The sequence below is a fragment of the Mycobacterium sp. NPDC048908 genome, assembly GCF_043197955.1.
Lineage (GTDB): Bacteria > Actinomycetota > Actinomycetes > Mycobacteriales > Mycobacteriaceae > Mycobacterium.
Genome location: NZ_JBICUE010000001.1, coordinates 441283 through 466863, shown reverse-complemented (window position 1 = coordinate 466863; position 25581 = coordinate 441283). Strand labels below are relative to the sequence as shown.

Here is a 25581-nt window from a genome sequence, read left to right as displayed (position 1 = left end):
GCGGTGTCCGACGACAACGCCACGACTTACCAGGATTTCAGCGACACCGTCAACATGACCGCGGCGGAACTCGAGAAATGGCTTGCCACCGACGAATCCAAGACGGTTGGGCAGAAGTCCGGCAGTAGCGAATCGACCGGCCACGCCAGCGGTCGGCGAATCATCGAATTGTTGAGGGCGCGCAAGTCCGACCTCACCGAGGACGACTACGCACACATGCGGAAGGTCATCGGTTACGCGCATCGACACCTGGCACAACGACCGTCGGGTGACGTCAGCGGGTCGGCGTGGCGCTACTCGTTGATGAACTGGGGCCACGATCCATGTAAGTAGACGGCGTCAGCAGCGGAATCTGCTGGACCGCCCACGGACTGATGGTCCACGGCAATTCCGCCGCTGAGCGCAGGTCGTTCCACGACACCCAGCGGTGCTCTATCACCTCATCGGGCACCGGGCGCACGGGCCCGTCGGCACGTGCGCAGAAGACCGGGCATATCTCGTTTTCCACCGTGCCATCGGCCGCGACGGCCCGGTACCGGAAATCGGGCAACGCGCATTCCACCGAATACAGCGACAGCCCGAGCTCCTGTCGGCCGCGCCGATGTACCGCCTCAGCAGGGCTCTCCCCCGGCGAGGGATGGCCGCAGAACGAATTCGTCCACACCCCTGGCCACGTCCGTTTGCCGAGTGCACGCCTGGTCAGCAACACGCGTCCGTCCCGGCCGAACACATAGCACGAAAACGCCAGATGCAAAGGGGTCTCGTGATGGTGAACAGCGGCTTTGGCGGCGGCGCCGATCGCCCGACCATCCTCGTCGACCAGCACTACCTGCTCATCATCGGTGCACAAAGATGTCAAAGACACCCAGCAGTTATACCCGATAAGCCGATGCGTAATCGATGCAATCTAGTTATGCTGTCAGATAGTCAACGGCGGTAGCCAGGCTGTCGAGTCGTACCGCCTGTTTCGGCAGTCTCGCGGACGCCCAGCCTGGGCCCCCCACCATCAGCAGGGCGTCCGCTCCGATGACAGCCTTCACCGTCGCCATGTGAGCGGTTCGCGTCGTCTGCGACCACAACACCACCGTCACCGTCTCACGATGACGCTCAACGGCGTCGATGACCGCCGCGCTCGGCACGTCGGCGCCGAGCATCAGCGCACCACGACCGCGATCGCCGAGCGCGGCGCGTAACGCCTCGAGCGCCAAGGTGTGAGTTTCGTTTTCCGTGCAGGCCAAGATGATTGAAGGGTTTTCATCCGGAACGATGGGCAACCGCTGAAGTGATCGTGAGACCGTCCATGACAACGCGTGCTCGACGTCGATGCACCCTTCTCCTTCGAACTGCCGCGCTTCGACCGCAGCGAACGCCGGCCGGACGAGTTGCTCCCAGGTGTCGACCACGCCGAAGTGCCGCAGGTATCGATCCAACTGTCGGCCCGCGCCCACGACGTCGAGATTGAAGGCGCACGTGATCAACGACGCCGCGTCCGGCCCGGCCGGCACCACCGCGTCCAATGCTGCGCGGGCCGCGCTCCCGGGATTTGCGCCCGCGTCAATCATTTCACGCATGCGCTCGACAACGGCGATGTCGGCTTCGCTGTACAACCGGTGACGGCCTGGACTGTGACCCGCCGGGCCGACGCCGTAGCGCAGATTCCAGCTGCGCAGCGTCGGGACCGGCACGCCGACGCGGTCGGCCACCGCACCAACGGTGTACCGAGGCAGCTCCGCATCGTCGTGCGCGCGGCCGCCCTTGCGTTTCGGTCTCTGGCTCACAGCTTCTCCAACTCCGACAGGATAAGTCCCGAATAGCCCGATGTGACCATCCAATGCACGAACGATGCAATATTTTTGTCCGACGGGGTACTCCTGACCGCATGAGCGCATCGGTGGATGACAAGCACAGCCGTCCTGACGGGCTGGACGACGCAACCGTGGAAGCGGTGGGGAAGGTATCCGAGGCATTGGAGTGCGTCGAGCGCGCACGCGGTGAACTGTACTCGTTCCACCAATTGATGGGCCACGCCGACCTGATGCTGGGCGAGGCCTGTGACATGCTGCGCGAGGCCGGGCACCGTGACGTCGCCGATCGACTGGAGGACGAGGTGGTTGGCCGCAACGTCCTGTACGGCCGCTGGACGTTTCAGATCGTCGAGGACTTCGACGACAGCTACTGGTCGGTGTTCCGGGACAATGAGCGTCGAGTGCGCGACGAATTACAGAAGGGTCGCAGGCACATCTTCGAAGCGGAGATGAAGGAGCGGCGCCGCAGCCACGGCAAAGCGGGCCACGAACGCCGCCCCTAGTGCGAAATCGCTATGCGGTCTCGGTGATCGGCCTGTCGACCCAGCTCATCAGGTCGCGCAGCTTCTTGCCGGTCACCTCGATCGGGTGCTCGGCGTTCTGCTTGCGCAGCCCCTCGAGTTCCTTGTTGCCACCTTCAACATTGGCGACGAGTCGCTTTACGAAGCTGCCATCCTGAATGTCTCTGAGGATGCCGCGCATCCGCTCCTTGGTGCCCTCGTCGATGACGCGTGGGCCGGAGATGTAGCCACCGAATTCCGCGGTGTCAGAAACGGAGTAGTTCATCCTGGCGATGCCGCCCTCGTACATCAAGTCGACGATCAGCTTGAGCTCGTGCAGCACCTCGAAGTAGGCCATCTCGGGTGCGTAACCCGCCTCGACCATGATGTCGAAACCGGCCTTGACCAATTCTTCGGTGCCGCCGCACAACACGGCCTGCTCGCCGAACAGGTCGGTTTCGGTTTCTTCCTTGAAGTCGGTCTTGATCACACCGGCGCGCGTACCACCGATGCCCTTGGCGTAGGACAGGGCAAGCGCCTGGCCCTCACCCTTGGGGTCCTGGTCGACCGCGATCAGGCAGGGGACGCCCTTGCCATCGACGAACTGACGGCGCACCAGGTGGCCCGGCCCCTTCGGGGCGACCATGCCGACGGTGACGTTGGCGGGCGGCTTGATCAGATTGAAGTGGATGTTCAGCCCGTGACCGAAGAACAGCGCATTGCCGTCTTCCAGATTCGGCTCGATGTCGTTTTTGAAGATCTCCGCCTGCGCGGTGTCAGGCGCGAGCAGCATGATGACGTCGGCCCACTTGGCAACCTCGGCGGGCGTATCGACCTCGAGGCCCTGCTCGGTGACCTTGTCCCGAGACTTCGAGCCCTCCTTGAGGCCGACCTTCACCTGTACGCCGGAGTCACGCAGCGAAAGCGAATGCGCATGGCCCTGGCTACCGTAGCCGATGACGCCGACCTTGCGTCCCTGGATGATCGACAGGTCCGCATCGTCGTCATAGAACATCTCAACTGCCACTGAACTTCCTTATCTTCGAACTGATTTGGGGCTTACTTGACGGTCCCGATACCGCGCGGGCCGCGCGACAACGAGACCACGCCGGACTGCACGAGCTCACGGATGCCATATGGCTCCAGTACCCGCAGCAACGCCTCCAGCTTCTCGGGGGTGCCGGTGGCCTCGATGGTCAACGACTCCGTAGACACATCAACGACCTTGGCACGGAAAAGATTCACTGCCTCGATGACCTGGCTGCGCGTGGTGGCATCGGCGCGCACCTTGATCAGGGCCAATTCCCTGTCGACCGAGTTGTCGGGCTCCTGCTCGACGATCTTGATCACGTTGATCAGCTTGTTCAACTGCTTGGTGATCTGCTCGAGCGGCGAGTCCTCGACGTTGACCACGATGGTCATCCGGGACATGTCTTTCTGCTCGGTCGCCCCGACCGCAAGTGACTGGATGTTGTAGCCGCGTCGCGAGAACAACGACGCGACTCTGGCCAGCACGCCGGGTTTGTCCTCGACGAGCACCGACAGCGTGTGCGTCTTGGTGGTCATCAGGCGTGTCCTTCTTCGGGGTCGTCGAACAGCGGGCGGATGCCGCGTGCGGCCTGGATTTCGTCGTTGCTGGTCCCTGCGGCCACCATCGGCCACACCTGGGCGTCGGCGCCGACGATGAAGTCGATCACCACGGGACGGTCATTGATCTCGCGGGCCTGCCTGATCACGTCCTCGACGTCTTCGGCACGCTCACAACGCAATCCGACACATCCCAGCGCCTCGGCCAACATCACGAAATCCGGGATGCGATGCGAATGCGTGGCGAGATCGGTTTGGCTGTACCGCTCCTCGTAGAACAGCGTCTGCCACTGGCGCACCATGCCCAGATTGCCGTTGTTGATGATGGCCACCTTGATCGGCGCGCCCTCCACGGCGCAGGTGGCCAATTCCTGGTTGGTCATCTGGAAGCAGCCGTCGCCGTCGATCGCCCACACCTCGGCCTCTGGGCGGCCGAACTTGGCGCCCATCGCAGCGGGAACGGCGAAGCCCATGGTGCCGAGCCCTCCGGAATTGAGCCACGTCTTGGGGTTCTCGTATTTGATGAACTGGGCGGCCCACATCTGATGCTGTCCAACGCCCGCGACGTACACGGCATCGGGTCCTGCCATCCTGCCCAGTGTTTCGATGACGTACTCCGGCGAAAGGCTGCCGTCGCTCTGCGGCCCGTAGCTCAACGGATACGTCGCCTGAACCCCGCGCAGGTACTCCCACCAGGTGTCGATGTTGATCGAACCGATGGTGCCGTCCTTGCGTAGGGCCTCGACCAGATCTGTGATGACGGCCTTGACGTCGCCAACGATCGGAACGTCGGCGTGCCGGTTCTTACCGATCTCGGCCGGGTCGATGTCGGCGTGGATCACCTTGGCCTCGGGAGCGAAGGAATCCAACTTGCCGGTCACGCGGTCGTCGAAGCGGGTGCCGAGCGCGATCAGCAGGTCGCTTCGCTGCAACGCGGCCACCGCACCAACCGAGCCGTGCATGCCCGGCATGCCCATGTGCTGCGGATGACTGTCGGGGAAGGCGCCGCGGGCCATCAACGTGGTGACCACGGGGATGCCGGTCAATTCGGCCAGGTTCAGCAGTTCCTCGGTGGCCTCGCCCCGGATCACGCCGCCGCCGACGTAGAGCACCGGCTTGCGGGCCGCCGCGATCAGCTTGGCGGCCTCGCGGATCTGGCGGTTGTGCGGTTTGGTGTTCGGTTTGTAGCCGGGCAGGTCCATCTGCGGCGGCCAACTGAAGGTGCACTGACCCTGCAGCACATCCTTCGGGATGTCGACGAGCACCGGCCCCGGCCTGCCCGAGGAGGCGATGTGGAAGGCTTCGGCGATCGCCCGTGGGATGTCGTCGCCGTTGCGCACCAGGAAGTTGTGCTTGGTGACCGGCATCGTGATGCCGGAGATGTCGGCTTCCTGGAACGCGTCGGTGCCGATCAGCCCCCGACCGACCTGGCCGGTGATGGCGACCATCGGGATCGAGTCCATGTGCGCGTCGGCCAACGGGGTGACCAGGTTGGTGGCGCCGGGGCCCGACGTCGCCATGCAGACACCGACCTTGCCGGTCGCGTGCGCGTATCCACTGGCCGCGTGGCCGGCGCCCTGTTCGTGGCGGACCAGCACGTGACGCAGCTTCTGCGAGTCGAAAAGCGGGTCGTAGACCGGCAACACGGCGCCGCCGGGAATGCCGAAGATCACGTCGACGTCGAGTTCCTCGAGTGACCGGATCACGGCTTGCGCACCGGTGAGTTGATGCGGCGCAACGCGTTTCGGTTGCGCAGGGGCTGCCTTCGGCGCTGGCTTGGCGGCAGCAGCCATGGGGTGACCCCCGTTGGTCTGCTCCGGCGGTCGCGTGGTGGGTGCGCTCACGGTGTCCTCGTCATCTCCGTCGTCGTCTCTAGGGTCTCAAATCGGTGTTGGGGCAAGAAAAAACCCCCGTCAGCTGGGTCGCTGTACGAGGGTCGCGCGTCGATGCTGGTTGCTATGCCCGGCAGAGGGCGAGCGCGGCATCAACGCGCTTCCCAATTACTACGAGCATTGCCGGAGTCTGCATAACCGTCGACGGTAGCCTCCGCACTGGTCACTGGTCAAATTGCCCACATGCAATCATGACAGCGTGAGCTCACCCTCCGCCGCGGTCGTCATCCGGATCTCGCCGATGGCGCACTTCGCCGTCGGTTTTCTGGCGCTCGGCTTGCTGGCTGTGGTGCTCGCCGGACCATCGTGGTTGGCGCTGCTGCTGCTCATCCCGATCAGCCTGTCGATGGTCATCGCCCGCTACCGCACCACGGCCGACCGCGACGCCGTCACCGTCCGCACGTTGCTGGACAGCCGAACCATCCCCTGGGATGACATTGCAGGGCTGCGGTTCGGCAAGGGTTCCTGGGCCTACGCCCAATTGAAGGACGGCGACGAATTGAGGCTGCCCGCGGTGACCTTCTCGACACTGCCGCTGTTGACCGAGGCCAGCGGCGGAAGGGTACCCAACCCGTACGGCTAGCCCAGGGGGTTGCCGCCGTTGAGCAGCACCCACACGGCGATACCGCCGCCGATGCCGAGCAGCAGCGCGACGAACGAGCCGATGAACGGGCGGCGCGCCCACCCGCGGCCGGCGTCGAAACCGTATCGGCCGGGGCCGATCAGGATGATCGCGGCGACCACCGCGAGCAGGACGATCTTGAACTCATGGCCGTCGGTGAGGAACGACCCCAACCTGGCTTCTTCGTGGGCGGTCATCGCGTCTGCCAGGACGCCCGTCACCAGGTACGCAAGCGCGCCTGCGGCCGCCACCGGGGTGAACAGTCCGAGCACCAGAAGCACACCGGCGGCGATCTGACCGCCGGTCGCCACGTAAGTGAGGATGTCGGCGTACTTGAAGCCGCTGTCAGCGAGTTGTTGTTCGAGACCGTCGAAGCCCGGTCCGCCCCACAGTCCGAACGCTTTCTGTAGTCCGTGGCCGATGAACATGGCGCCGATCGCCACGCGCATGACAAGGAGGCCGAGATCCTGAGTGCCGCGGCGGTCGCGGGCGCGGTCCCCGGCATCGGGTTCGATCTCGACGGGTTCGGCGCCATAGGGCCCGAGGGAATGTCTGCCGGCCGGCTGCACATACGGCAATGGTTCCGGGTCGCTGATCAGGCCGAACGGCTCGCCGGTCGGCGACTTGGCCGAGTCGTATCGCGGGATCGCGGTGGTCTCGAAATCACCGGCGTAGTTCGACGACGGAAGATCGTCTTCGGGGTCGACCAGGCTTGCAGACGCCGGGCGCTGCCACGTGTGCGGATCAGGTTGACTGGTCACGCCTGCCAGGGTAATGGCTCGTCCCCCCGGAATGGAGGATTGGCGCGGCGCTTTGACGACCCTATTCGCGCCGTGTCGTCGGGCGCGCGTGGCGCGTAGCGCCACACAATCCGTAACCTGGCTCGCATGAGACAGCGCAGGCCCATGCGGGGTGTGATCGTCCTGCTGTGCGCGGCGTTGCTCGTCGGGTCCGGATGCGCCCGCTTCGATCAAGCGCAGTCGCAGCCCTTCACCACCGAACCGGAACTGAAGCCAGGCCCGTCGTCCTCGCCGCCTCCCCCGCCGCCGCTGCCGCCCAAGCCGTTCCCGAAAGCATGCCCGGCGCCCGGCGTCATGCAGGGCTGCCTGGAGAGCACCAGCGGCCTGATCATGCTGCCTGACAGCCAGTCGGCGCTGGTGGCCGAGCGGACAACTGGCGCCGTGAAAGAGGTCTCGACCAGGGCCGAACCCAAGGTCAAGCTGACGATTCCCGTCGACCCGTCGGGTGACGGCGGCTTGATGGACATCACGCTGTCGCCGACCTACTCCCAGGACCGGTTGATGTACGCCTACGTCAGCACCCCGACCGACAACCGGGTCATCCGCATCGCCGACGGCGACATTCCCAAGCCGATCCTGACCGGCATTCCCAAGGGAGCCACGGGTAACACCGGCGCGCTGATCTTCACCAGCCCGACGACGCTGGTGGTGCAGACCGGTGACGCGGGCAATCCCGCGCAAGCCGCCGACCCTGCGTCGCTGGCGGGCAAGGTGCTGCGCCTGGAACAACCGACCACCGTCAACCCGGCGCCGCCGACCACCGCACTGTCGGGGATGGGCGCCGGCGGTGGCATGTGCATCGACCCCTCCGACAATGCGCTGTACATCACTGACCGCACCCCGACCGCCGACCGTCTGCAGCGGATCACCAAGGACTCCAAGGTTTCGACCGTGTGGACCTGGCCCGACCGGCCCGGTGTGGCGGGCTGCGCGGCGCTCGACGGCACGGTGCTGGTCAATCTCGTCAACACCAAACAGACCGTCGCCGTCCGGTTGGCACCCGATACCGGCGCGGTCACCGGTGAACCGGAAGTGGTCCGCCAGGATCAGCACGGACACGCCTGGGCGTTGCAACTGGCACCCGACGGCAACGTCTGGGGCGCGACGGTGAACAAAACGTCCGGGGATGCGGAGAAGCTCGACGACGTCGTCTTCCCGTTGTTCCCGCAGGGCGGCGGATTCCCGCGCAGCAACGCCGACAACACCTGACGGACAACACGTTTCAGGCGTCGGGGGAAGTGTCGGCGCCTGCGATGATCGCCGGATCAGACACCTGGTCGGCTGACTACGCAGGCACCGCTAGCGCGTCATCGCCCGGGCCAGTGCCAGTTGGCCGTTCGAATTGCGCGGCCTGCGCCGTGGCCAGGTGGCGATTGGCATAGTTGCGGTATTGCTCCATATCGCCCTCTGCCGACGCAACCAATGCCCGCATGCGCAACAAGGGCAGTTCGTACAGCACGAAGCCGGGACTGGTCGCGGCGGCGAGTGTGTCCACCGCGGACCGCGCGTCGTCCAGGTCCGCGCTGCTTCCCCGCCCAAGCAGAGACTCGACCAAAACGCTTGTCGCCGAACCGAGGTCAAGCGCCGCACCCGACTCGAACTGTCCTGCGATGACGCGCCGCGAGATTTCGACAGCACCGTCGAGATCGCCGACGCGCCTCCTTTCCGCGGCGATCTGCACATCGATGGCAGGCAGTTTCGCCAACATGAACCGTTCCTCGACGGCGGCCGTACGAACGTTCTCGAGCAGGTGCAGACCAAGCGCGCGGTCACCACCGTCTGCCGCCAACAACACGATGGCGCGCGTGAGATGCGCCATGTGCAGGGCGAACTCCTCACTGCACTGTTCGGCGATCTGCAGGGCCTCGGCGGACTCCCGCTGCGCCGTCGCATCGGCCAGCGAAGCGCCGTAAGGAACGCCGAGGATGTACTTGAACATCACCGTCGATACGTAGGTGGTCGGATCCACTCGCGAGAACTCGATCGCCTGGTCGAAACGCTCCTTCCACTTCTGTTTGCCCAGCGCGCATTTCGCGATCGCGACCATTCCGGTTGCGAATGCCAGCGGGGAACCGGTCAGGAAATTCCCTTTGGTGCGATCGCCCTGCGCCAAGTCGACGACGCGCTGAGCCAACCGTTCGACGTCGGCCATCTCGCCCGCCTCGAACTTGGCATGGATTGCCGGGTAGAGCATTCCGACGGTGAGGTCGGGCTGGTCGATCGCATCGATGAGCGCGACGTATTCCGAAGCAAGTCCTGATGCCTCCCGCACCCGGGCGTTGACCGCGAGCTGGGAAATGTAGCCGGCCATCCCCATGGCCAGCGGGATCTGATCCTCTGGCCGAGTGCACAGCGCGCGTAACTCGTCGAAACCTGTGTCGGCCACACTGCCGCCCGCGCGCCACGTGCTCCCGCAGAGCAGCGCACGGGGCACGATCTGCATCCAGTGCCGGTCGGCGTCGCCCGCGGGCAGTTCGTCGGCCAGCGTCTTTGCCCACTGCCAACTCGTTCTGGCGGCGCCGATGTCGCGGTTGGTGAACCAGTTGCCCGCCCTCATATGCCAGCCGAACGCGTCGCGCGTGTCTCCGGCGGCTTCCAGGTGCCCGGCGATGATGGCCGCGATGTCATCTGCGGCCCCCTGGCGGTGCTGGAGCGCGGCAGCAAGACGGCGGTGAGATTGTGCGCGTGCGGTTTTCAGCTGTGACTCGTACGCGACGGTGCGAACCAGTGGATGGCGAAACGCATACTCGGCTCGGGGCGTGAACACCACCTGGTCGATGAGCTCGGAGTGCACCAGCTCGGCCAGCTCGGTCTGGCCGAAGTCATCGGCGTCGGCGAGCACAGTGGCAAGAAGGTCGACAGCGAACCGAGAGCCGATGATGGCTGCGGCATGCAGGGCTCGCTTCGCGGGTGGGGTCAGTCGGTCAAGCGGGCGCCGATCGTCGCTTGCAGTGTCGGCGGCACACTGATGTCGGCGATCTCGACCTGGCGGCGATATGCGCCGCGGTCGCCGACGATCACCCTCCGTTCGGCGAACTCCCGCACTATTACCTGAACGTAGAACGGATTCCCGGCTGAGCGCTCGATGATGTTGGCCGCGAGCTCACTGACCGATGGGTCAGACCCGAGTAGCTCGGTCGTCATCTCCCACGCGGCTGAATCGTCCAGCGGCGCAAGCGCAATACAGCGAAAATCAGCGAGTCGGGTAAGCACGCCGCGGTATTCGGGGCGATAGGCAAGGACCACCATCGCGTGGCCAAGGGATACCTCTGTCAGCAAGTCGGCGATCATCGCCTCGCTGGCAGCTTCGATCCAGTGCACATCCTCGACGACGTAGACCGTTGGCTGTTCGGGCGACATGGCCCGGCTACCCACCAGCGCCGCCAGTCGCCGTCGTCGAGCCTGCGCCGAGACGTTGGGACGGACGGCGTCTGCGTCCCGGATTCCCACCAGGTCTTCGAGCAGCAGAAGATTTTCTTCACCGGCGTCACCGAACCGCATCCGCAACGCCGCTCGGCTGACCTCGGAATCATCTCCGATCTGCAATATTTGGCGAAGCAACCGGGCCACCGCACGACAAGGCATTTCACTTGTATGTGACTCGCAGGAGGTGGAAAACGTTCTCATCCCGGCACTCTGAGCGATCTTGAGCAGCTCACTGCAGAACCGGCTCTTGCCGATCCCGGACTGCCCTACGACGGCCAGGACACAGCCGTTGCCATCGATGGTTTCGGAGACGATCCCCGTCACCGCAGCGATATCGTCGTCACGCCCGACGAGCGTCGACTCGCGTCGGCCGGCCACGGTTCGGCTGGCGAGCATTCCACGCAGCCTGCGTGCCGAGACGGGCTGCGCCACATTCTTGATGTTGACCAACGACGGATCATCGAGGACGGCGATGTATTCGACCAGCCGCGCCGTGGATTCGCTGATCATCACGCCACCGGCCGGTGCGACTGATTCCATTCGCTGCGCCATCCCGACTGGGCTACCGAATGCCGTGAAATTGTCTACGCTGGAACCGATTTGGCCGAACACGACGTCTCCGAAGTTCAACCCCACCCGCATCGCGATCGTCATTCGATCTCGTCGTGCGAGTTCATCGGCGAGTTTGGCCGCTTCCTTCTGTATCTCCAACGCAGCGGTGCAGGCTCGAACAGCGTGGTCCTCCAGAGCGATCGGAGCTCCGAACAGCGCCATGATGCCGTCGCCGGTGAACTGCTGAACCGTACCGCCGTAGCGTTGGGTGACGGCACCACATAAGTTGAACAGCTCGCCCATCACCTCGCTCAAACGCTCGGGGCCCAGCGCCGCCGCCAAGTCCATGGAACGCTGCACGTCGGCGAACAGCACGGTGACCTGTTTGTGCTCGGCCTCTCTGTCAACCGCCTCAATCATGCCCGCAGGCGTCACAAAATCGGGCACCGGCGCGAGGTTCGCTACCGCACTTCCGGCACGCTGACGCTGACATGTACTCCCCGTACTCCGAGATCAGTGCGGGTCAAGCGTAGGCAGAGGTCGTCAGCCGACGGCCGCGATCCGCCCGATCGGTGTCAGCTGCAGGCGGCCAGCACCAGTTCGCGCACCCGTGCGGCGTCGGCCTGCCCCTTGGTGGCCTTCATCACGGCGCCGACTATGGCGCCCGCGGCCTGCACCTTGCCGCCGCGGATCTTCTCGGCGACGTCGGGATTGGCGGCCAGCGCCTCGTCGACCGCGCCCTGAAGTGCCGAGTCGTCGCGCACCACCTCGAGCCCGCGGTCCTTCATCACCTGGTCGGGCTCACCCTCGCCGGCCAGCACGCCCTCGACCACCTGCCGGGCCAGCTTGTTGGACAACTTGCCGTCATCGACGAGCTTGACCACCGCGGCCACCTGCGCGGGACTGATCGGCAGTGCATCGAGTTCGACGCCTGCCTCATTGGCCTTCTGCACCAGGAAGTTTCCCCACCACGCGCGGGCGGCCTCGCTCGATGCGCCGTGATCGACGGTGGCGGTGATCAAGTCGATGGCGCCGATGTTGACCAGGTCGCGCATCACCTCGTCGGAGATGCCCCAGTCCTGTTGAATCCGCTTGCGCTGCAGCCACGGCAACTCGGGGATGGACTGACGCAGCCGGTCCACCAGTTCGGCGTCCGGAGCCACCGGTTCGAGATCGGGTTCCGGGAAGTAGCGGTAGTCCTGCGCGGTCTCCTTGCTGCGGCCCGGCGAAGTGTAGCCGTCCTCGTGGAAGTGCCTGGTCTCCTGGACCACCCGGCCACCGGACTCGAGAACCGCTGCCTGGCGGCGCATCTCGTAGCGAACCGCCACCTCGACGCTTTTCAGCGAGTTCACGTTCTTGGTCTCGGTGCGGGTGCCGAACTCTTTCTGCCCGATCGGTTTGAGCGATACGTTGGAGTCGCAGCGCATCGAGCCCTGGTCCATCCGGACATCTGAAACACCCAAGCCCCGCAACAGGTCTCGCAACGCCGTCACGTAGGCGCGAGCGATCTCGGGCGCGCGGTCACCGGTGCCCTCGATCGGCTTGGTGACGATCTCGATCAGCGGCACACCGGACCTGTTGTAGTCGATCAACGACGTCGTTGCGCCCGCGATGCGGCCGGTCTCGCTGCCGAGATGGGTCAGCTTGCCGGTGTCTTCCTCCATGTGGGCCCGCTCGATCTCGACACGCCAGGTGGTGCCGTCGTCGAGCGGGACCTCGAGATAGCCGTTGACCGCGATCGGCTCGTCGTACTGCGAGATCTGATAGTTCTTCGGCATGTCCGGGTAGAAGTAGTTTTTCCTAGCGAACCGGCACCATGGCACGATTTCGCAGTTGAGCGCCAGCCCGATGCGGATGGCCGACTCCACCGCCGTCTGGTTGAGCACGGGCAGCGATCCCGGCAGACCGAGGCAGACCGGGCACACCTGGGTGTTGGGCTCGGCGCCGAACTTGTTGGCGCACGCGCAGAACATCTTGGTGTCGGTGGACAGTTCTACGTGCACCTCGAGGCCGAGCACCGGTTCGTAGTGTGCGACGACGTCGTCGTAATCGAGCAGTTCAGCAGCGGCGACAGTCATACCTTGATCCTAGTGGTCCCGTTTTCCCGGCGAGCAGACGCAACGTCGCACCCAATGCGCGGTGGTAATGCGATTCTCTGTCTGCTCGCGCCGCGAACTCAGCCGAAGAACTCGGCGGCGTCGTCGTAACGGGACTGCGGCACCAGCTTCAGCTGGCGCACCGCGTCGGCCAACGGCACCCGGCCGATCTCCTGACCACGCAGCGAGACCATCATCCCGTATTCACCCGCGTGCGCGGCGTCAGCGGCGTTGACGCCGAACCGGGTCGCCAGCACGCGGTCGTATGCGGTTGGCGTGCCGCCACGTTGCACATGGCCGAGTACGGTGACGCGGACATCCTTGCGGATCCGCTTTTCCACCTCGACCGCCAACTGCGCCGCCACGCCGGTGAACTTCTCGTGGCCGAATTCGTCCATACCGCCTTGCCGCAGCTGCATGGTGCCCTCGGCCGGCTTCGCGCCTTCGGCCACCACACAGATGAAGTGCGAATCGCCGCGGACGAACCGCTGTTTCACCAGCCGGCAGACCTCCTCGACGTCGAACGGCTGCTCGGGAATCAACGTCATGTGCGCACCGGAGGCCATTCCGGCGTTGAGCGCGATCCACCCGGCGTGGCGGCCCATCACCTCCACGAGCATGACGCGCTGGTGCGATTCGGCGGTACTGTGCAGCCGGTCGATCGCTTCGGTCGCGACCTGCAGCGCGGTGTCGTGTCCGAATGTCACATCGGTGCAATCGATGTCGTTGTCGATGGTCTTCGGCACGCCGACCACCGGCACGTTCTCCTCGGACAGCCAGTGCGCGGCGGTCAACGTGCCTTCCCCGCCGATCGGGATGAGCACGTCGATGCCGTTGTCTTCGAGGGTCTGCTTGATCTGGGGCAGGCCTGCGCGAAGCTTGTCCGGGTTCACCCGGGCGGTGCCGAGCATGGTTCCACCCTTGGCGAGCAGGCGGTCGTTGCGGTCGTCGTTCTTCAGCTGGACACGCCGGTCTTCGAGCAGGCCGCGCCAGCCGTCTAGGAAGCCGACCACCGATGAGCCGTATCGCGCATCGCAGGTCCGGACCACCGCCCGAATGACCGCGTTCAGGCCTGGACAGTCACCTCCGCCGGTGAGAACTCCGATCCGCATGCTGGTACCTCTCTTGCTCCTCGCGTCTGCTCCATCCTCCCCTGTTAGACCGCCGTTGGCAGCGGGCCGCGGGCAACTTCATACGCGGCGCCGACGCGGTACAGCCGGTCGTCGGCGAGCGCGGGTGCCATGATCTGCAAGCCCACCGGCAGGTTGTCGTCCGGCGACAGGCCCGACGGCACCGACATGCCGCAGTGGCCCGCCAGGTTCAGCGGCAACGTGCACAGGTCGAACAGGTACATCGCGAGCGGGTCGTCGACCTTCTCCCCCAGCGGGAACGCGGTGGTCGGGGTGGCAGGCGAGATCAACACGTCGACGCTCTTGTACGCCTCGTCGAGGTCGCGCGCGATCAGCGTTCGCACCTTCTGCGCCTGGTTGTAATAGGCGTCGTAGTAGCCGGCCGACAGTGCATACGTGCCAATCATGATGCGGCGCTTGACTTCTGGACCGAATCCCGCGGCCCTTGTCATCGCCATCACCTCTTCGGCGCTGTGTGTGCCGTCGTCGCCGAGGCGCAGCCCGTACCGCATCGCGTCGAAACGCGCCAGGTTCGACGACACCTCCGACGGCAGGATCAGGTAGTAGGCGGCCAACGAGTAGTCGATGTGCGGGCAGTCGACCTCGCTGACTTCCGCGCCCAGCTTGGTCAACACCTCGACCGCGGCGTTGAAGGACGCGAGCACCCCGGCCTGGTAGCCCTCACCGCGCAGTTGCTTGACGATGCCGATCCGCACGCCCTTGAGGTCGCCGGACGCCCCCTCCCGTGCGGCGGCCACCACGTCTGGCACCTCCGCCTCGACGGACGTGGAGTCCTTCGCGTCGTGCCCGGCGATGACCTGGTGCAGCAGCGCGGTGTCGAGCACGGTACGGGCACACGGGCCGCCCTGGTCCAGCGACGACGCGCACGCGATCAAGCCGTACCGCGACACCGTGCCGTACGTCGGTTTCACCCCGACGGTCGCCGTCAACGCCGCGGGCTGGCGGATCGACCCGCCGGTGTCCGACCCGATGGCCAGCGGCGCCTGGAATGCGGCCAGCGCCGCCGCGCTGCCGCCTCCCGACCCGCCCGGCACCCGCTGGACATCCCACGGATTGCGCGTCGGCCCATACGCCGAATTCTCGGTGGACGACCCCATCGCGAACTCGTCCATGTTCGTCTTGCCGAGGATCGGAATGCCCGCCGCGCGCAACCGTACGGTGACGGTGGCGTCGTACGGCGATGTCCAGCCCTCGAGGATCTTCGAGCCGCATGTGGTCGGCATGTTCGTGGTGGTGAAGACGTCCTTGAGCGCCAGCGGCACACCGGCGAGCGCCGACGGTAGCGATTCGCCCGCCGCGACGGCCGCATCGATGCGTGCGGCCCTGCCCAACGCCTCATCGGCAGCGACGTGCAAGAAGGCGTGATACTTCTCGTCGGTCTCGGCGATTTGATCGAGACACGCGCGGGTCGCCTCGGTGGACGACACGTCCTTCGCGGCGATCTTGGCGGCGAGCGTCGCAGCGTCGAGCCGGATCAGCTCGTTGTCGCTCACTCAGCCTCCCCCAGAATCCGCGGCACCGCGAACCGACCCTCGGCTGACTTCGGGGCGGCCGCAAGCGCCTGCTCCTGGGTCAGGCAGGGCTCGACGACGTCGGCTCGGAACACGTTGACGTCCTTGAGCGGGTTGCCGGTCGGTTCCACCCCGGTCACGTCGACGGCCTGGATCTGGCTGACGTGGCCGAGGATGGCGTCGAGCTGGCCGGCATAACTGTCGAGTTCGTCATCGGTCAGCGCCAAGCGCGCGAGGCGCGCCAGGTGGGCTACCTCGTCTCGGGAGATCTGCGACACGACAAGCAAGCCTAGTCGGACGACGATCAAGCGGCCCCAGCCGCGATGAGATGAGGAGTGCGACAAACAGGCCGCGTCGGACGACGATGCCCGCCGAGTGGCCGGAGTGCTGACCTGCCGAGGCTGTGGAACAGTGTGCGCGTGCCTTCGTATCTGCTGCGGGTCCAGCTGGAGGATCGACCGGGCAGCCTCGGCTCGCTGGCCGTTGCGCTCGGTTCGGTAGGCGCCGACATCCTGTCCCTCGACGTCGTGGAACGGTCGGCGGGGTACGCGATCGATGATCTCGTGGTCGAGCTGCCTGCCGGTTCGATGCCAGACATGCTGATCACGGCGGCCGAGAACATCAAGGGCGTCTACGTCGATGCCATCCGCCCGCACACCGGGCTGCTCGAGGCGCACCGCGAACTGGAGCTGATCGATCACGTGGCCGCCGCCGAGGGGACACACAAGCGGTTGCAGGTCCTCGTCGACGAGGCGCCCCGCGTGCTGCGTGTCGGCTGGTGCACGGTGATCGAGCTGACCGAAACGGGGCCGAAGCGGGTCGTCGGCAGCCCCAGTGCGCCCGAGACGCAGGCGGCCGAGACACCGTGGCTGCCGCTCGACCGTGCGAAAGCGCTCAACGACGAGTGGGTGCCCCAACTGTGGCGGGACATGGACACCACACTGGCGGCCGCGCCGCTGGGCGACCCCCGCACCGCAGTGGTGCTGGGCAGGCCGGGGGGTCCGCACTTCCGGCCGTCCGAGGTGGCCCGGCTCGGCTACCTGGCCGAGATCATCGCAACGATCCTGCGCTAGCTACCCTCCGGCGGGCACGGGAAAGCGGTCGTTGACGTCGGCGTTGGTGTCCTTGCGTGCGCAGTGCGCACAACAGAACATGCCATCGGGTGTCTCGATGCCGTGGCCGAGGATCCGGCAGCCACAATGCTGGCATTCGGGCGCCAACTGCACCGCGGCGCACTCGACGCTGTCGAACGTTGCGGTGCGGCCGTCGTGGAAGGTCACCGTGAACGCCTTGTCGTAGTGGTTGCCACACGTATCGCAGGTTCCCATTGCGCAACTCCCTTTCACTCGTCCGCTGTGTTCCCGATGCGTGAGATGGCAAACGCCGCGGTTTGGCGCGAGGCGGTGCGGGGTATCGGTTGCGTCGGCGCGCAGCCCCTTGCGCCGGACAGCCAACACCTCGAGAAGCGGAGGTTCTTCGCGTGACACAGTCGATTTCGTCGGCTCAAGACGTGGTCGAGTATCTGAAGGCGCAACACCAGACGATCAAGCAGTTGTTCGTCGAGACATTGGACGCCGCGGACACCGCTGAGCGGCAGCACGCGTTCACGAGGCTCAGGACGCTGCTCGCAGTGCACGAGACAGCGGAAGAGATGATGGTCCACCCCCGGGTGCGTCGCAAGATCGACGACGGCGGCGTGGTGGTCGATGCCAGGCTCGCCGAAGAGCACGACGCGAAAGAGGCTCTCGCAGAACTCGAGAAGATGGATATCGGGACCGCCGAATTCACCAAGGCGCTGATCCATCTGCAGTCCGCGGTACTCAAGCACGCGGAAAACGAAGAAGCAGAAGAGTTTCCGCTGCTCGAAGAGCAACTCGACGAGGACGAACTGCAAAAGCTGACCGTGGCGGTGCAGGCGGCCGAGCGCATCGCGCCGACTCATCCGCACGCAGGTGTGGAATCGGGCGCGGCAAACCTCGCGGTGGGCCCCTTCATGTCGTTGCTCGACCGGGTCCGCGACGCTCTCGGTAAGGCGGTCGCCTAAACGCCGTCCGGGCCGTTGTCCAGCAGGCGACGGAAGCCGTCCTCGTCGAGGATGGGCACTCCGAGTTCGACGGCCTTGTCGTACTTCGAGCCCGGCGAGTCGCCGGCCACGACGTAGGCGGTTTTCTTCGACACCGAACTGGCCGCCTTTCCGCCGCGCGCGACGATGGCCTCCTTCGCGTCGTCGCGCGAGAATCCGGCCAGTGACCCGGTGACCACGATCGACATGCCCTCGAGGGTGCGCTCGATGCTGGCGTCGCGCTGGTCTTCCATCCGCACGCCCGCGGCGCGCCACTTGTCGACGATCGCGCGGTGCCAGTCGACGGTGAACCACTCGGTGACTGCGGCCGCGATGGTCGGACCGACACCTTCGACGACGGACAGTTCCTCCTCCGTCGCCGCCATGATCGCGTCCAGGCTGCCGTATTCGGTGGCCAACGCGCGCGCCGCTGTCGGCCCGACGTGCCTGATCGACAGCGCGACAAGCACCCGCCACAGCGGCTGCGATTTGGCTTCGTGCAGATTGACCAGCAACCGCTTCCCGTTGGCGGACAGGTCGCCGCTCTTGGTCTTGAACAGGTCGGTGCGCAACAAATCCTCGCTGCCCAACGTGAACAGATCGCCTTCGTCGGTGATGACGCCCGCGTGCAGCAGCGCGACCGCCGCCTCGTAGCCGAGGCCCTCGATGTCGAACGCACCGCGGCCCGCGACGTGAAAGACCCGCTCCCGCAACTGCGCCGGGCATGACCTGGTGTTCGGGCAGCGGATGTCGGCGTCACCCTCCTTGGCAGGCGCAAGTGTGGTGCCGCACTCGGGACACCTTGTGGGCATGACGAATTCACGTTCGGTCCCGTCACGCAGATCGACGACGGGTCCGAGCACCTCGGGGATCACGTCGCCCGCCTTGCGGATCACCACGGTGTCCCCGATCAGCACGCCCTTGCGCTTGACCTCTGAGGCGTTGTGCAAGGTGGCCTGGCTGACCGTGGAACCCGCGACCTTCACCGGTTCCATGAACGCGAACGGTGTGACACGCCCGGTGCGCCCCACATTGACCTTGATGTCAAGCAGCTTGGTGGTGGCCTCCTCGGGAGGATATTTGTAGGCCACCGCCCAGCGAGGCGCCCGCGACGTGGCGCCGAGCCGGCGCTGAAGCGCGATCTCGTCGACTTTGACTACCACGCCGTCGATTTCGTGTTCGACGTCGTGGCGGTGTTCACCCCAGTACGCGATGTGCTCGGTGACGGCATCGATGCCCTGTACGCGTGCGGTGTGTTCGGACACCGGCAGGCCCCACGCGGCCAGAGCCCGGTAGGCGTCGTGCAGCGTCTTGGGTTTGAAGCCCTCGGCATGCCCGAGTCCGTGGCAGATCATTCTCAGCTTGCGCCGGGCGGTGACGGCCGGGTTCTTCTGCCGCAGCGAGCCCGCCGCGCTGTTGCGCGGGTTGGCGAACGGCGGTTTGCCCTCGGCGACCAGACCCGCGTTGAGGTCCTCGAAGTCGGCGACCCGGAAGAACACCTCGCCGCGCACCTCCAGCACCGCGGGTACCGGAAACTCCTTGCACGCCTTCAGTTTTTCAGGCACGTCGTCGATGGTGCGCGCATTGAGCGTGACGTCCTCACCGGTGCGGCCGTCGCCGCGGGTGGCCGCGCGTTCCAGTCGACCGTCGCGGTAGACCAGCGCCAACGCCACCCCGTCGATCTTCAGCTCGCACAGGTAGTGCGCCTTGTCCCCGATCTCACCCTTGATGCGGGTGGCCCAGGCCGCCAGCTCCTCGGGTGCGAACACGTTGTCAAGCGAGAGCATCCGCTCGAGGTGTTCGGCCTGGGTGAAGTCGGTGGCAAACCCGGCACCGCCGACCAGTTGTGTCGGCGAGTCCGGGGTGCGCAGTTCGGGGTGCTGGTCCTCGAGCGCCTGCAGTTCGCGCAGCAGCTTGTCGAACTCGGCGTCCGAGACGATCGGCGCGTCGCGGACGTAGTAGCGGAACTGGTGCTCACGCACCTCGTCGGCGAGTTCTTGCCAGCGGCGGCGCAGGTCGGCATCCGGGGCTTCTTCGGCCTGTTCGGCCAGCACCGTCTCGGCATCGATTGCGCCTCGGTCCGGGGTTGCCTTTGGGCTCACTCTGGTGAGGCTATCCGAGCAGGCCGACACGTCGACAGCAGCGGCTACGCTGGCGGCATGCCGCACCCGATCATGTTTCGCGACGACGACCTGGGGCTGGCGGAAGTGCGCGAGATCTGCCTGGCCTTCTCAGGAGCCTTCGAGAAGATCTCGTGGGGCAGGCCGGTGTTCTGCGCGCCGAAGATGTTCGTCATGTACGGCGGCAGCGCCAAGACCGACGTGAAGGGCGAGTACCGGCAATACCCACATTCGATTCTGGTGAAGGTCGACGAGAGTGACCGCAGAGCGCTCGAGCAGGACAGCCGTTTCTTCTTCCCGGCTTATATGGGGCCGTTCGGCTGGCTGGGTTTGGATTTCACGGCGCGCAAAAAAATCGACTGGAACGAAGTGACCGAACTCGTCGACGCGTCGTTCCGGTTGATCGCACCAAAGAAGCTCATCAAACAACTCGACGAAGTCTGATCGGAGGCCAATGAGTTTCGCCAGCCCCTTCCCCGAAGTCGACATCCCCTCCACGAGCGTGTACGACTTCCTGTTCGGCGACATAGACGACGGCGATCTCGACCGCGTCGCGCTCGTCGACGCCAAGTCGGGCAGGCAGACCACGTACCGCGAAATGATCGGGCGTATCGACGCGTTCGCCGGCGCACTGGCGAGCCGGGGCATCGGTGTCGGCGATGTCGTCGGCCTGCTGTCGCCGAACAGTTCCGGCTTCGCGGTGGCGTTCCACGGCATTCTGCGGTCGGGGGCCACGGCCACCACCATCAATGCGTTGTTCACCGCAAATGACATCTCGAAGCAGTTGACCGACTCGAAGGCCAAGATGCTGGTGACGGTCACACCGCTGCTGGCGCACGCGAAAGAAGCCGCCGCCGCAGTCGGTTTGGCCGACACCGAACTGGTGGTGCTCGACGGCGAGGGGCAAGACGCCACCGGCCATCCCAACGCCGCGGATCTGATGGCCAGCGGTGCGCCTGCGCCGGAGGTGAGTTTCGCCCCGTCGTCGCATCTGGCGGCGCTGCCCTACAGTTCGGGCACCACCGGCAATCCGAAGGGTGTGATGCTCACCCACCGCAACCTGGTGGCCAACGTCGCGCAGATCCGGCCGCTGCACGGGATCGTCGCCGACGACGTGGTTTTGGCCGTGTTGCCGTTTTTCCACATTTACGGAATGACTGTGCTGCTCAACGCCGCTCTGCATGCACGCGCCCGGTTGGTGGTGATGCCGAGCTTCGACCTCGGCGAATTCCTCGGCAATATCCAGAACCACAAGTGCACGATCGCGTTCATCGCGCCGCCGGTCGCGGTGGCGCTGGCCAAACATCCGCTGATCGACGACTACGACCTGTCGTCGCTGAATGTGGTGATGTCCGGCGCCGCCCCACTGGACGCCGACCTCGGGCATGCGGTCGCCAAGCGGCTTGGCTGCCGGGTGGTGCAGGGCTACGGCATGAGTGAGCTGAGCCCGGTCAGCCACATCACCCCATTCGACGGCGGCGTGGCCAACATGGGCACCGTCGCGCCGTTGAGCTCGGTCGGCTGGACGGTGTCCAATGCCGCGTCCAAACTCATCGACCCGGAAACCGGCGATGAAATCGACCCTCCTGCAGAGGGTCTCAGCCAGACCGGTGAGCTGTGGTTCAAGGGCCCCAATGTGATGGCGGGCTATCTCGGCAACGAGCAGGCCACCAAGGAGACCATCGACGACGAAGGTTGGTTGCACACCGGCGATTTGGCGCAGGTCGACGCCTGCGGCTGCGTGTACATCGTGGACCGGCTAAAGGAGCTGATCAAGTACAAGGGCTACCAGGTGCCGCCCGCCGAATTGGAGGCCGTGTTGCTGTCGCACCCCGGGATCGCTGACGCCGCCGTCATCGGCGCCAACGACGCCGAAGGTGAGGAGGTGCCAAAGGCGTTCGTGGTCAAGCAATCCGGCGCCGAGCTGACCGCTGACGAGGTGATGGAGTTCGTCGCCGGCCAGGTCGCCCCGTACAAGAAGGTGCGCCAGGTGGAGTTCATCGACGCCATCCCGAAGTCGGCGTCCGGCAAGATCCTGCGTAAGGATCTACGAGCGGCGACTTAGCTCCGCCGCCGAATGCGCGCCGCGCGCCTGCCGGTACCCGAGCACAGCCCCGGCCGCGGGGATCAGCAGCAACCCGGCCACGCCCCACAGCGGATCTGCGGTTCCCGCCGTCGGCGACACCACCAACTGCTCGACGACGCCGGGGTGCGGCGGCGCGGGACGGACCGCGGGCGGGTTCAGTGGAACCGTGAGGATCGGCGGTGGCGGCGGTGGCGGCGCCGCCGGTGCAGGCGCGCGCCAACCCCACCGCGGCCCAGGATCTCGACTCTGGATGCCGGGACTGCGGCCGTCGCCGACGGTCACCTTCGGGGCGTTGCTCTGTCCCCCCGCGTTGGGGCTGTAGTCATTGCTTGGCCGCTCCTCGGACGTGCCGGATGCCCGGCCCGACCCCACTCGGGTCGACGGCCTGCCCTCCCTGGTGGAGTTGGCGCCACCGTTGATCTTGTCGTCGCTGTAGTCAGATCCACTGCCGCGCGGATTGGCGTTCTCCGCGCCCCGCTTGCTGCTGGTGTTGTCTCGCTGGTGGCTGCCGTGTCGAGCACCGGGGTCGGCGACGGCCACCGCCGCGCACGGGGCGGTGACCAGAAGGCATGCAGCCACAAGACCGACGCCTGCCGCAATGCGGCGGTTCGCTCGAGCCACAGTTCCTCTCCCGCGAGTGGCAAAGACTTGGACAGACGTGCGAAATGAATTCTTGCATGGCGACGTCCCGTCAAACCATCCGTTTGACGAAACAACGCAAATACGTTAGCGACGCTATTCGTTTTCATTCGTTTTCGACGTAGGCGCGCAACCGCTCGATGGCATTGTCCCAGCGTTTCGACAACCCTGTGAGGTATTCACTGGCCTCGGTGAGCGGTCCGGTCTCGATCCGCCAGATGCGTTGTCTGCCATTGCGCTCGCTGCTCACCAGGCCTACCGCCGCGAGCAGAGACAGATGCTTGGTGGCCGCTTGCCTGCTCACCGGGATCACCTCGGCGACTTGCGACGTCGAACAGGGGCCGTCTTCGCACAGCCTGACGACGATGCGCAGCCGATTGGGATCGCCGAGCGCGTCGAACACAGGCGCTCTGGCGACGACTGCGTGGCCGCTCACACCTGCTCGCTGAGCGCCAGGTACTTGCCCACCAGTTCGGTCTGCTTGGCCCACCCTTGGCTGTTGCCCTCGAATGCGGCCGCCCGACGCTCGGCGGGAATCTTGTCGAATCCGGATTCGACGATGCGCAACAGCACTCCGCCGTCGGTCTCGGTGAGGGTGAACTCCACCAGCGTGGTCGGCTCCGGTTCGCCCCCCGCCTCGACCGGGTAGGGATGCCAGCGGAAGGCCAGCCGCCGTTGCGGCTCGACCGCGACGATGTGCCAGGTGTCGGCGGTGCCCGCGTGCGGCTCCTGCATGCGGGCGACGTCCTCGTCGACGGTCGTCGGAGTGATCACTCCCGTCACGGAGGTGCCCTCGACGAACGGGCCGTCGAAGCGAACACCGAACCACTGGCCGAACTGGTCGGCGTCGCTGATCGCCCGCCACACCCGCTCGAGCGGGGCCCGCAGCACGACTTCCTTTTCGATTCGATCGCTACTCATGCGCAACCTCCTGGTTGCCTTAGACGGTAGCGGTGCATCGCCCCACACGCAACCTTTTGGTTGCGCGAATTAGATCGCGTCGGGATCGGCTGCGAACCCGTCGGCGGCCTTCTGCGCGAGTTCGACGGCGATCCGAGCCCACTGCGGGGTGGCGCCCGCGAGCCCGCAGGCCGGTGTGATGCCGATGCGCTCACGAAGCACCGAGCGCGGGAATCCCAGCCGGTCGGTGACGGCTGCCGCGGACTTCGCGACCTCCTCTGCCGACGGCCGCGACGCGGGCGCAGTCGCTGAGACGGTGCCCAGCATGACGGTGCGACCGCCGTCCACAAAGTCGCCCAGTCCATCCAGATCCGCCGCGGTCAACGTCGACACATCAACGGACACGGCGTGAATTGCGCTGCCTTGCAGAGCTTTCCACGGCAATCCGGGTGCGCAGCTGTGCAGCAACACGTCACCGCCGATTACGGCCACGCAGTCGTCCAGCAGCCCCATGGCCATCGGCTCGTCGACCGGGTGGACCGGCGTCAAGCTCGTCACTCCGGTCAGCCTGCCCGCCAAGGCCGCAGGCAACGACGGTTCGTCGAACTGCACCACCACCGGCGTCTGAAGGCGCTTTTCCAACTGCGCGCGGTGTGTCGCAACGCCCTCGGCCAGCGAGCCCGCCAAATCCCGCAGCGCACCCGAATCGGTGATCGCGCGGTGGCCGCCTGACAGCTCGAGTTCGGCGGCCAGCGTGATGGGCCCTGGCGCCTGCACCTTCACGGTGCGGGCCCCGCCGCGCAGGCCTGCCTTCTCCCACGCCTCCTCGAGCGCGTCGACGTCCTCGTCGAGCAGGCTGGCCGCCCGTCGCATCACCGAACTGCGGCCGCCGGCAATGCGATAGCCGCGGGGCACGGTGTCGATGCCGATGTCGACCAGCAGTGCGCCGGCACGCCCGATCATGTCGGCCCCCACGCCGCGGGCGGGTAGCTCGACAAGATGGGGCAGCGTGTGCAGTTCACCGATCACGATCTCGGCTGCTTCGCGCGGCGACGATCCTGGCCACGACCCGATCCCGGTCGCTGCGGCAAAAACACTCACTCGTTCGACGATATGCGATCCGGTTACTCTCGATCCGGAAGGGGACCACGGCATGAGAACGTTGGCGGTCTGGTGCGGCGCGATCTTGGTCGCGTCGGGATGTTCTCAGACCGTTGGCGGTAACCCGGTGCGGGCCGTTCCCGGCGTCGACGACGAGTCGCTGTCACCGGTCGACGTCGAGACCGTGATGCTCGACCAGGCACAGATGCGGGCGATCACCGGAGCGGGCGACGACCTGACGATCATCCCGAGCATGGACGGCAAGGTGCCTGTCGACATTGATCAACTCGCGAAAACCACTCCGCCGCAATGTCAATGGGTGTTCGAAGAGACTCAGACGTTCGGCCGCGACGTGGAAGAGTTCCACAAGACCACGTTTCAGAATCCACCCGACGGTGGGCTGATCTCCGAGGGTGCCGCGGCATACCGGGACCCCGCGACTGCGCATCGCGCTTTCGACGGACTGGTCGCGCTTGTCGACGGCTGCAGCACGACACCGCTGGGTGGGATGTTCGTCGGGGACTGGAGTTCGACGCCGGACTCGCTGCAGATGCGGCCCGGCAACGGCTGCGGTCGCGACTACCGGGTGAAGAATGTCGTTCTCATCGAAGTCACGTCATGCGCGTTTCCGGAATCGGTGCCCGACATCGTGATGACGAACATACTGGCCAACGTCCCGGACTGACTGGCCCGCGAACGTGCATTACCGCTCGAATCATCAGCGATTTTTC

At 65.8% G+C, this 25581-nt stretch carries 27 protein-coding genes; 9 read left to right on the top strand and 18 right to left on the bottom strand.

Annotated features, from left to right (window positions below):
- The first annotated feature begins 3 nt into the window (after positions 1 to 3).
- Positions 4 to 333, top strand: a complete 330-nt coding sequence (locus tag ACGFK1_RS02300; protein WP_393424967.1) for a DUF3140 domain-containing protein — start codon at positions 4 to 6, stop codon at positions 331 to 333.
- Here the strand turns inward: ACGFK1_RS02300 and idi are convergent.
- A complete protein-coding gene (gene idi, locus ACGFK1_RS02295; RefSeq protein ID WP_393424964.1) occupies positions 275 to 865 on the bottom strand; it encodes an isopentenyl-diphosphate Delta-isomerase in 591 nt (196 codons plus the stop codon). The two genes, ACGFK1_RS02300 and idi, sit on opposite strands and share 59 nt — an antisense overlap.
- A gap of 46 nt (positions 866 to 911) precedes the next feature.
- Positions 912 to 1778 (bottom strand): MerR family transcriptional regulator, encoded by an 867-nt coding sequence (locus tag ACGFK1_RS02290; protein ID WP_393424961.1) that lies wholly within the window; start codon positions 1776 to 1778, stop codon positions 912 to 914.
- 101 nt (positions 1779 to 1879) lie between these two features.
- On the opposite strand from ACGFK1_RS02290, the gene ACGFK1_RS02285 reads away from it, so the two are divergent.
- Positions 1880 to 2308, top strand: coding sequence for a hypothetical protein (locus ACGFK1_RS02285; RefSeq protein ID WP_393424958.1), 429 nt, complete (start codon positions 1880 to 1882; stop codon positions 2306 to 2308).
- 10 nt (positions 2309 to 2318) lie between these two features.
- On the opposite strand, the gene ilvC is transcribed toward ACGFK1_RS02285, so the two are convergent.
- The 3 genes from ilvC to ACGFK1_RS02270 are packed head-to-tail and all read right to left on the bottom strand — an operon-like array spanning position 2319 to position 5736.
- Positions 2319 to 3320: a ketol-acid reductoisomerase gene (gene ilvC / locus ACGFK1_RS02280; protein WP_393426280.1), complete on the bottom strand. Its 1002-nt coding sequence runs from the start codon at positions 3318 to 3320 to the stop codon at positions 2319 to 2321.
- Positions 3321 to 3364: 44 nt separating this feature from the next.
- The gene (gene ilvN / locus ACGFK1_RS02275) at positions 3365 to 3871 is read right to left on the bottom strand and encodes an acetolactate synthase small subunit (protein WP_067802166.1); all 507 of its coding nucleotides are present in this window, start codon (positions 3869 to 3871) and stop codon (positions 3365 to 3367) included.
- Complete coding sequence (locus ACGFK1_RS02270) at positions 3871 to 5736, bottom strand: acetolactate synthase large subunit (RefSeq protein WP_393424954.1); 1866 nt, start codon at positions 5734 to 5736, stop codon at positions 3871 to 3873. The genes ilvN and ACGFK1_RS02270 overlap by 1 nt, the downstream gene beginning before the upstream one ends.
- A gap of 289 nt (positions 5737 to 6025) precedes the next feature.
- Here ACGFK1_RS02270 and ACGFK1_RS02265 point away from each other — a divergent pair, with 289 nt between their 5' ends.
- Positions 6026 to 6367, top strand: coding sequence for a PH domain-containing protein (locus tag ACGFK1_RS02265; RefSeq protein ID WP_393426277.1), 342 nt, complete (start codon positions 6026 to 6028; stop codon positions 6365 to 6367).
- Here the strand turns inward: ACGFK1_RS02265 and ACGFK1_RS02260 are convergent.
- Positions 6364 to 7167, bottom strand: coding sequence for a DoxX family protein (locus ACGFK1_RS02260; protein WP_393424951.1), 804 nt, complete (start codon positions 7165 to 7167; stop codon positions 6364 to 6366). The genes ACGFK1_RS02265 and ACGFK1_RS02260 overlap by 4 nt on opposite strands.
- Before the next feature lie 126 nt (positions 7168 to 7293).
- Here ACGFK1_RS02260 and ACGFK1_RS02255 point away from each other — a divergent pair, with 126 nt between their 5' ends.
- Positions 7294 to 8415, top strand: coding sequence for a PQQ-dependent sugar dehydrogenase (locus ACGFK1_RS02255; protein WP_393424948.1), 1122 nt, complete (start codon positions 7294 to 7296; stop codon positions 8413 to 8415).
- Between the two features lie 76 nt (positions 8416 to 8491).
- Here ACGFK1_RS02255 and ACGFK1_RS02250 read toward each other — a convergent pair whose 3' ends face one another.
- From ACGFK1_RS02250 to gatC, 6 genes are all read right to left on the bottom strand, one after another.
- Positions 8492 to 10048 (bottom strand): hypothetical protein, encoded by a 1557-nt coding sequence (locus tag ACGFK1_RS02250; RefSeq protein ID WP_393424945.1) that lies wholly within the window; start codon positions 10046 to 10048, stop codon positions 8492 to 8494.
- Positions 10049 to 10122: 74 nt separating this feature from the next.
- Positions 10123 to 11631 (bottom strand): AAA family ATPase, encoded by a 1509-nt coding sequence (locus tag ACGFK1_RS02245; protein WP_393424942.1) that lies wholly within the window; start codon positions 11629 to 11631, stop codon positions 10123 to 10125.
- A gap of 128 nt (positions 11632 to 11759) precedes the next feature.
- Positions 11760 to 13262, bottom strand: coding sequence for an Asp-tRNA(Asn)/Glu-tRNA(Gln) amidotransferase subunit GatB (gene gatB / locus ACGFK1_RS02240; protein WP_393424939.1), 1503 nt, complete (start codon positions 13260 to 13262; stop codon positions 11760 to 11762).
- A gap of 98 nt (positions 13263 to 13360) precedes the next feature.
- Complete coding sequence (locus tag ACGFK1_RS02235) at positions 13361 to 14392, bottom strand: ATP-dependent 6-phosphofructokinase (protein WP_393424936.1); 1032 nt, start codon at positions 14390 to 14392, stop codon at positions 13361 to 13363.
- 44 nt (positions 14393 to 14436) lie between these two features.
- On the bottom strand, positions 14437 to 15924 hold the full coding sequence (gene gatA, locus ACGFK1_RS02230; protein WP_393424933.1) for an Asp-tRNA(Asn)/Glu-tRNA(Gln) amidotransferase subunit GatA: 1488 nt from the start codon (positions 15922 to 15924) through the stop codon (positions 14437 to 14439).
- A complete protein-coding gene (gene gatC, locus ACGFK1_RS02225) occupies positions 15921 to 16220 on the bottom strand; it encodes an Asp-tRNA(Asn)/Glu-tRNA(Gln) amidotransferase subunit GatC (protein WP_393424930.1) in 300 nt (99 codons plus the stop codon). Before gatC ends, gatA begins: the two co-directional genes overlap by 4 nt.
- A 141-nt stretch (positions 16221 to 16361) precedes the next feature.
- Here gatC and ACGFK1_RS02220 point away from each other — a divergent pair, with 141 nt between their 5' ends.
- The gene (locus ACGFK1_RS02220; protein WP_393424927.1) at positions 16362 to 17015 is read left to right on the top strand and encodes an amino acid-binding protein; all 654 of its coding nucleotides are present in this window, start codon (positions 16362 to 16364) and stop codon (positions 17013 to 17015) included.
- On the opposite strand, the gene ACGFK1_RS02215 is transcribed toward ACGFK1_RS02220, so the two are convergent.
- Positions 17016 to 17270, bottom strand: a complete 255-nt coding sequence (locus ACGFK1_RS02215) for a hypothetical protein (RefSeq protein ID WP_393424924.1) — start codon at positions 17268 to 17270, stop codon at positions 17016 to 17018.
- Between the two features lie 152 nt (positions 17271 to 17422).
- On the opposite strand from ACGFK1_RS02215, the gene ACGFK1_RS02210 reads away from it, so the two are divergent.
- Positions 17423 to 17986: a hemerythrin domain-containing protein gene (locus ACGFK1_RS02210; RefSeq protein ID WP_393424921.1), complete on the top strand. Its 564-nt coding sequence runs from the start codon at positions 17423 to 17425 to the stop codon at positions 17984 to 17986.
- Here the strand turns inward: ACGFK1_RS02210 and ligA are convergent.
- The gene (gene ligA / locus ACGFK1_RS02205) at positions 17983 to 20058 is read right to left on the bottom strand and encodes an NAD-dependent DNA ligase LigA (protein ID WP_393426275.1); all 2076 of its coding nucleotides are present in this window, start codon (positions 20056 to 20058) and stop codon (positions 17983 to 17985) included. The genes ACGFK1_RS02210 and ligA overlap by 4 nt on opposite strands.
- A gap of 105 nt (positions 20059 to 20163) precedes the next feature.
- Between ligA and ACGFK1_RS02200 the strand changes: the two genes are divergently transcribed.
- Both ACGFK1_RS02200 and ACGFK1_RS02195 read left to right on the top strand, forming a co-directional pair.
- Complete coding sequence (locus ACGFK1_RS02200; RefSeq protein WP_393424918.1) at positions 20164 to 20568, top strand: MmcQ/YjbR family DNA-binding protein; 405 nt, start codon at positions 20164 to 20166, stop codon at positions 20566 to 20568.
- Positions 20569 to 20578: 10 nt separating this feature from the next.
- Positions 20579 to 22189, top strand: a complete 1611-nt coding sequence (locus ACGFK1_RS02195; protein ID WP_393424915.1) for a 4-coumarate--CoA ligase family protein — start codon at positions 20579 to 20581, stop codon at positions 22187 to 22189.
- Here ACGFK1_RS02195 and ACGFK1_RS02190 read toward each other — a convergent pair.
- The 4 genes from ACGFK1_RS02190 to ACGFK1_RS02175 all read right to left on the bottom strand — a co-directional run bounded on the left by ACGFK1_RS02190 (position 22172) and on the right by ACGFK1_RS02175 (position 24850).
- Positions 22172 to 22831 carry a hypothetical protein gene (locus ACGFK1_RS02190; RefSeq protein WP_393424912.1) on the bottom strand — a complete coding sequence of 220 codons (660 nt, stop codon included), beginning with the start codon at positions 22829 to 22831 and terminating at the stop codon, positions 22172 to 22174. The two genes, ACGFK1_RS02195 and ACGFK1_RS02190, sit on opposite strands and share 18 nt — an antisense overlap.
- Positions 22832 to 22955: 124 nt before the next feature.
- The gene (locus ACGFK1_RS02185) at positions 22956 to 23285 is read right to left on the bottom strand and encodes an ArsR/SmtB family transcription factor (protein ID WP_393424909.1); all 330 of its coding nucleotides are present in this window, start codon (positions 23283 to 23285) and stop codon (positions 22956 to 22958) included.
- Positions 23282 to 23770, bottom strand: coding sequence for an SRPBCC family protein (locus ACGFK1_RS02180; RefSeq protein ID WP_393424906.1), 489 nt, complete (start codon positions 23768 to 23770; stop codon positions 23282 to 23284). Before ACGFK1_RS02180 ends, ACGFK1_RS02185 begins: the two co-directional genes overlap by 4 nt.
- 69 nt (positions 23771 to 23839) lie before the next feature.
- A complete protein-coding gene (locus ACGFK1_RS02175; protein WP_393424903.1) occupies positions 23840 to 24850 on the bottom strand; it encodes a methionine synthase in 1011 nt (336 codons plus the stop codon).
- A gap of 52 nt (positions 24851 to 24902) precedes the next feature.
- On the opposite strand from ACGFK1_RS02175, the gene ACGFK1_RS02170 reads away from it, so the two are divergent.
- A complete protein-coding gene (locus tag ACGFK1_RS02170; protein ID WP_393424900.1) occupies positions 24903 to 25535 on the top strand; it encodes a sensor domain-containing protein in 633 nt (210 codons plus the stop codon).
- The last annotated feature ends 46 nt before the right edge of the window (positions 25536 to 25581 follow it).

Excerpts from the sequence above, each read along its gene's own strand:
- gatB (WP_393424939.1), bottom strand. The coding sequence starts at position 13,262 with ATGACTGTCGCCGCTGCTGAACTGCTCGATTACGACGACGTCGTCGCA.
- ACGFK1_RS02180 (WP_393424906.1), bottom strand. The coding sequence starts at position 23,770 with ATGAGTAGCGATCGAATCGAAAAGGAAGTCGTGCTGCGGGCCCCGCTC.
- ACGFK1_RS02235 (WP_393424936.1), bottom strand. The coding sequence starts at position 14,392 with ATGCGGATCGGAGTTCTCACCGGCGGAGGTGACTGTCCAGGCCTGAAC.
- ACGFK1_RS02265 (WP_393426277.1), top strand. The coding sequence starts at position 6,026 with ATGGCGCACTTCGCCGTCGGTTTTCTGGCGCTCGGCTTGCTGGCTGTG.
- ACGFK1_RS02170 (WP_393424900.1), top strand. The coding sequence starts at position 24,903 with ATGAGAACGTTGGCGGTCTGGTGCGGCGCGATCTTGGTCGCGTCGGGA.
- ACGFK1_RS02195 (WP_393424915.1), top strand. The coding sequence starts at position 20,579 with ATGAGTTTCGCCAGCCCCTTCCCCGAAGTCGACATCCCCTCCACGAGC.
- ilvC (WP_393426280.1), bottom strand. The coding sequence starts at position 3,320 with ATGTTCTATGACGACGATGCGGACCTGTCGATCATCCAGGGACGCAAG.
- ACGFK1_RS02200 (WP_393424918.1), top strand. The coding sequence starts at position 20,164 with ATGCCGCACCCGATCATGTTTCGCGACGACGACCTGGGGCTGGCGGAA.
- ACGFK1_RS02255 (WP_393424948.1), top strand. The coding sequence starts at position 7,294 with ATGAGACAGCGCAGGCCCATGCGGGGTGTGATCGTCCTGCTGTGCGCG.
- ACGFK1_RS02285 (WP_393424958.1), top strand. The coding sequence starts at position 1,880 with ATGAGCGCATCGGTGGATGACAAGCACAGCCGTCCTGACGGGCTGGAC.
- ACGFK1_RS02215 (WP_393424924.1), bottom strand. The coding sequence starts at position 17,270 with ATGGGAACCTGCGATACGTGTGGCAACCACTACGACAAGGCGTTCACG.
- ilvN (WP_067802166.1), bottom strand. The coding sequence starts at position 3,871 with ATGACCACCAAGACGCACACGCTGTCGGTGCTCGTCGAGGACAAACCC.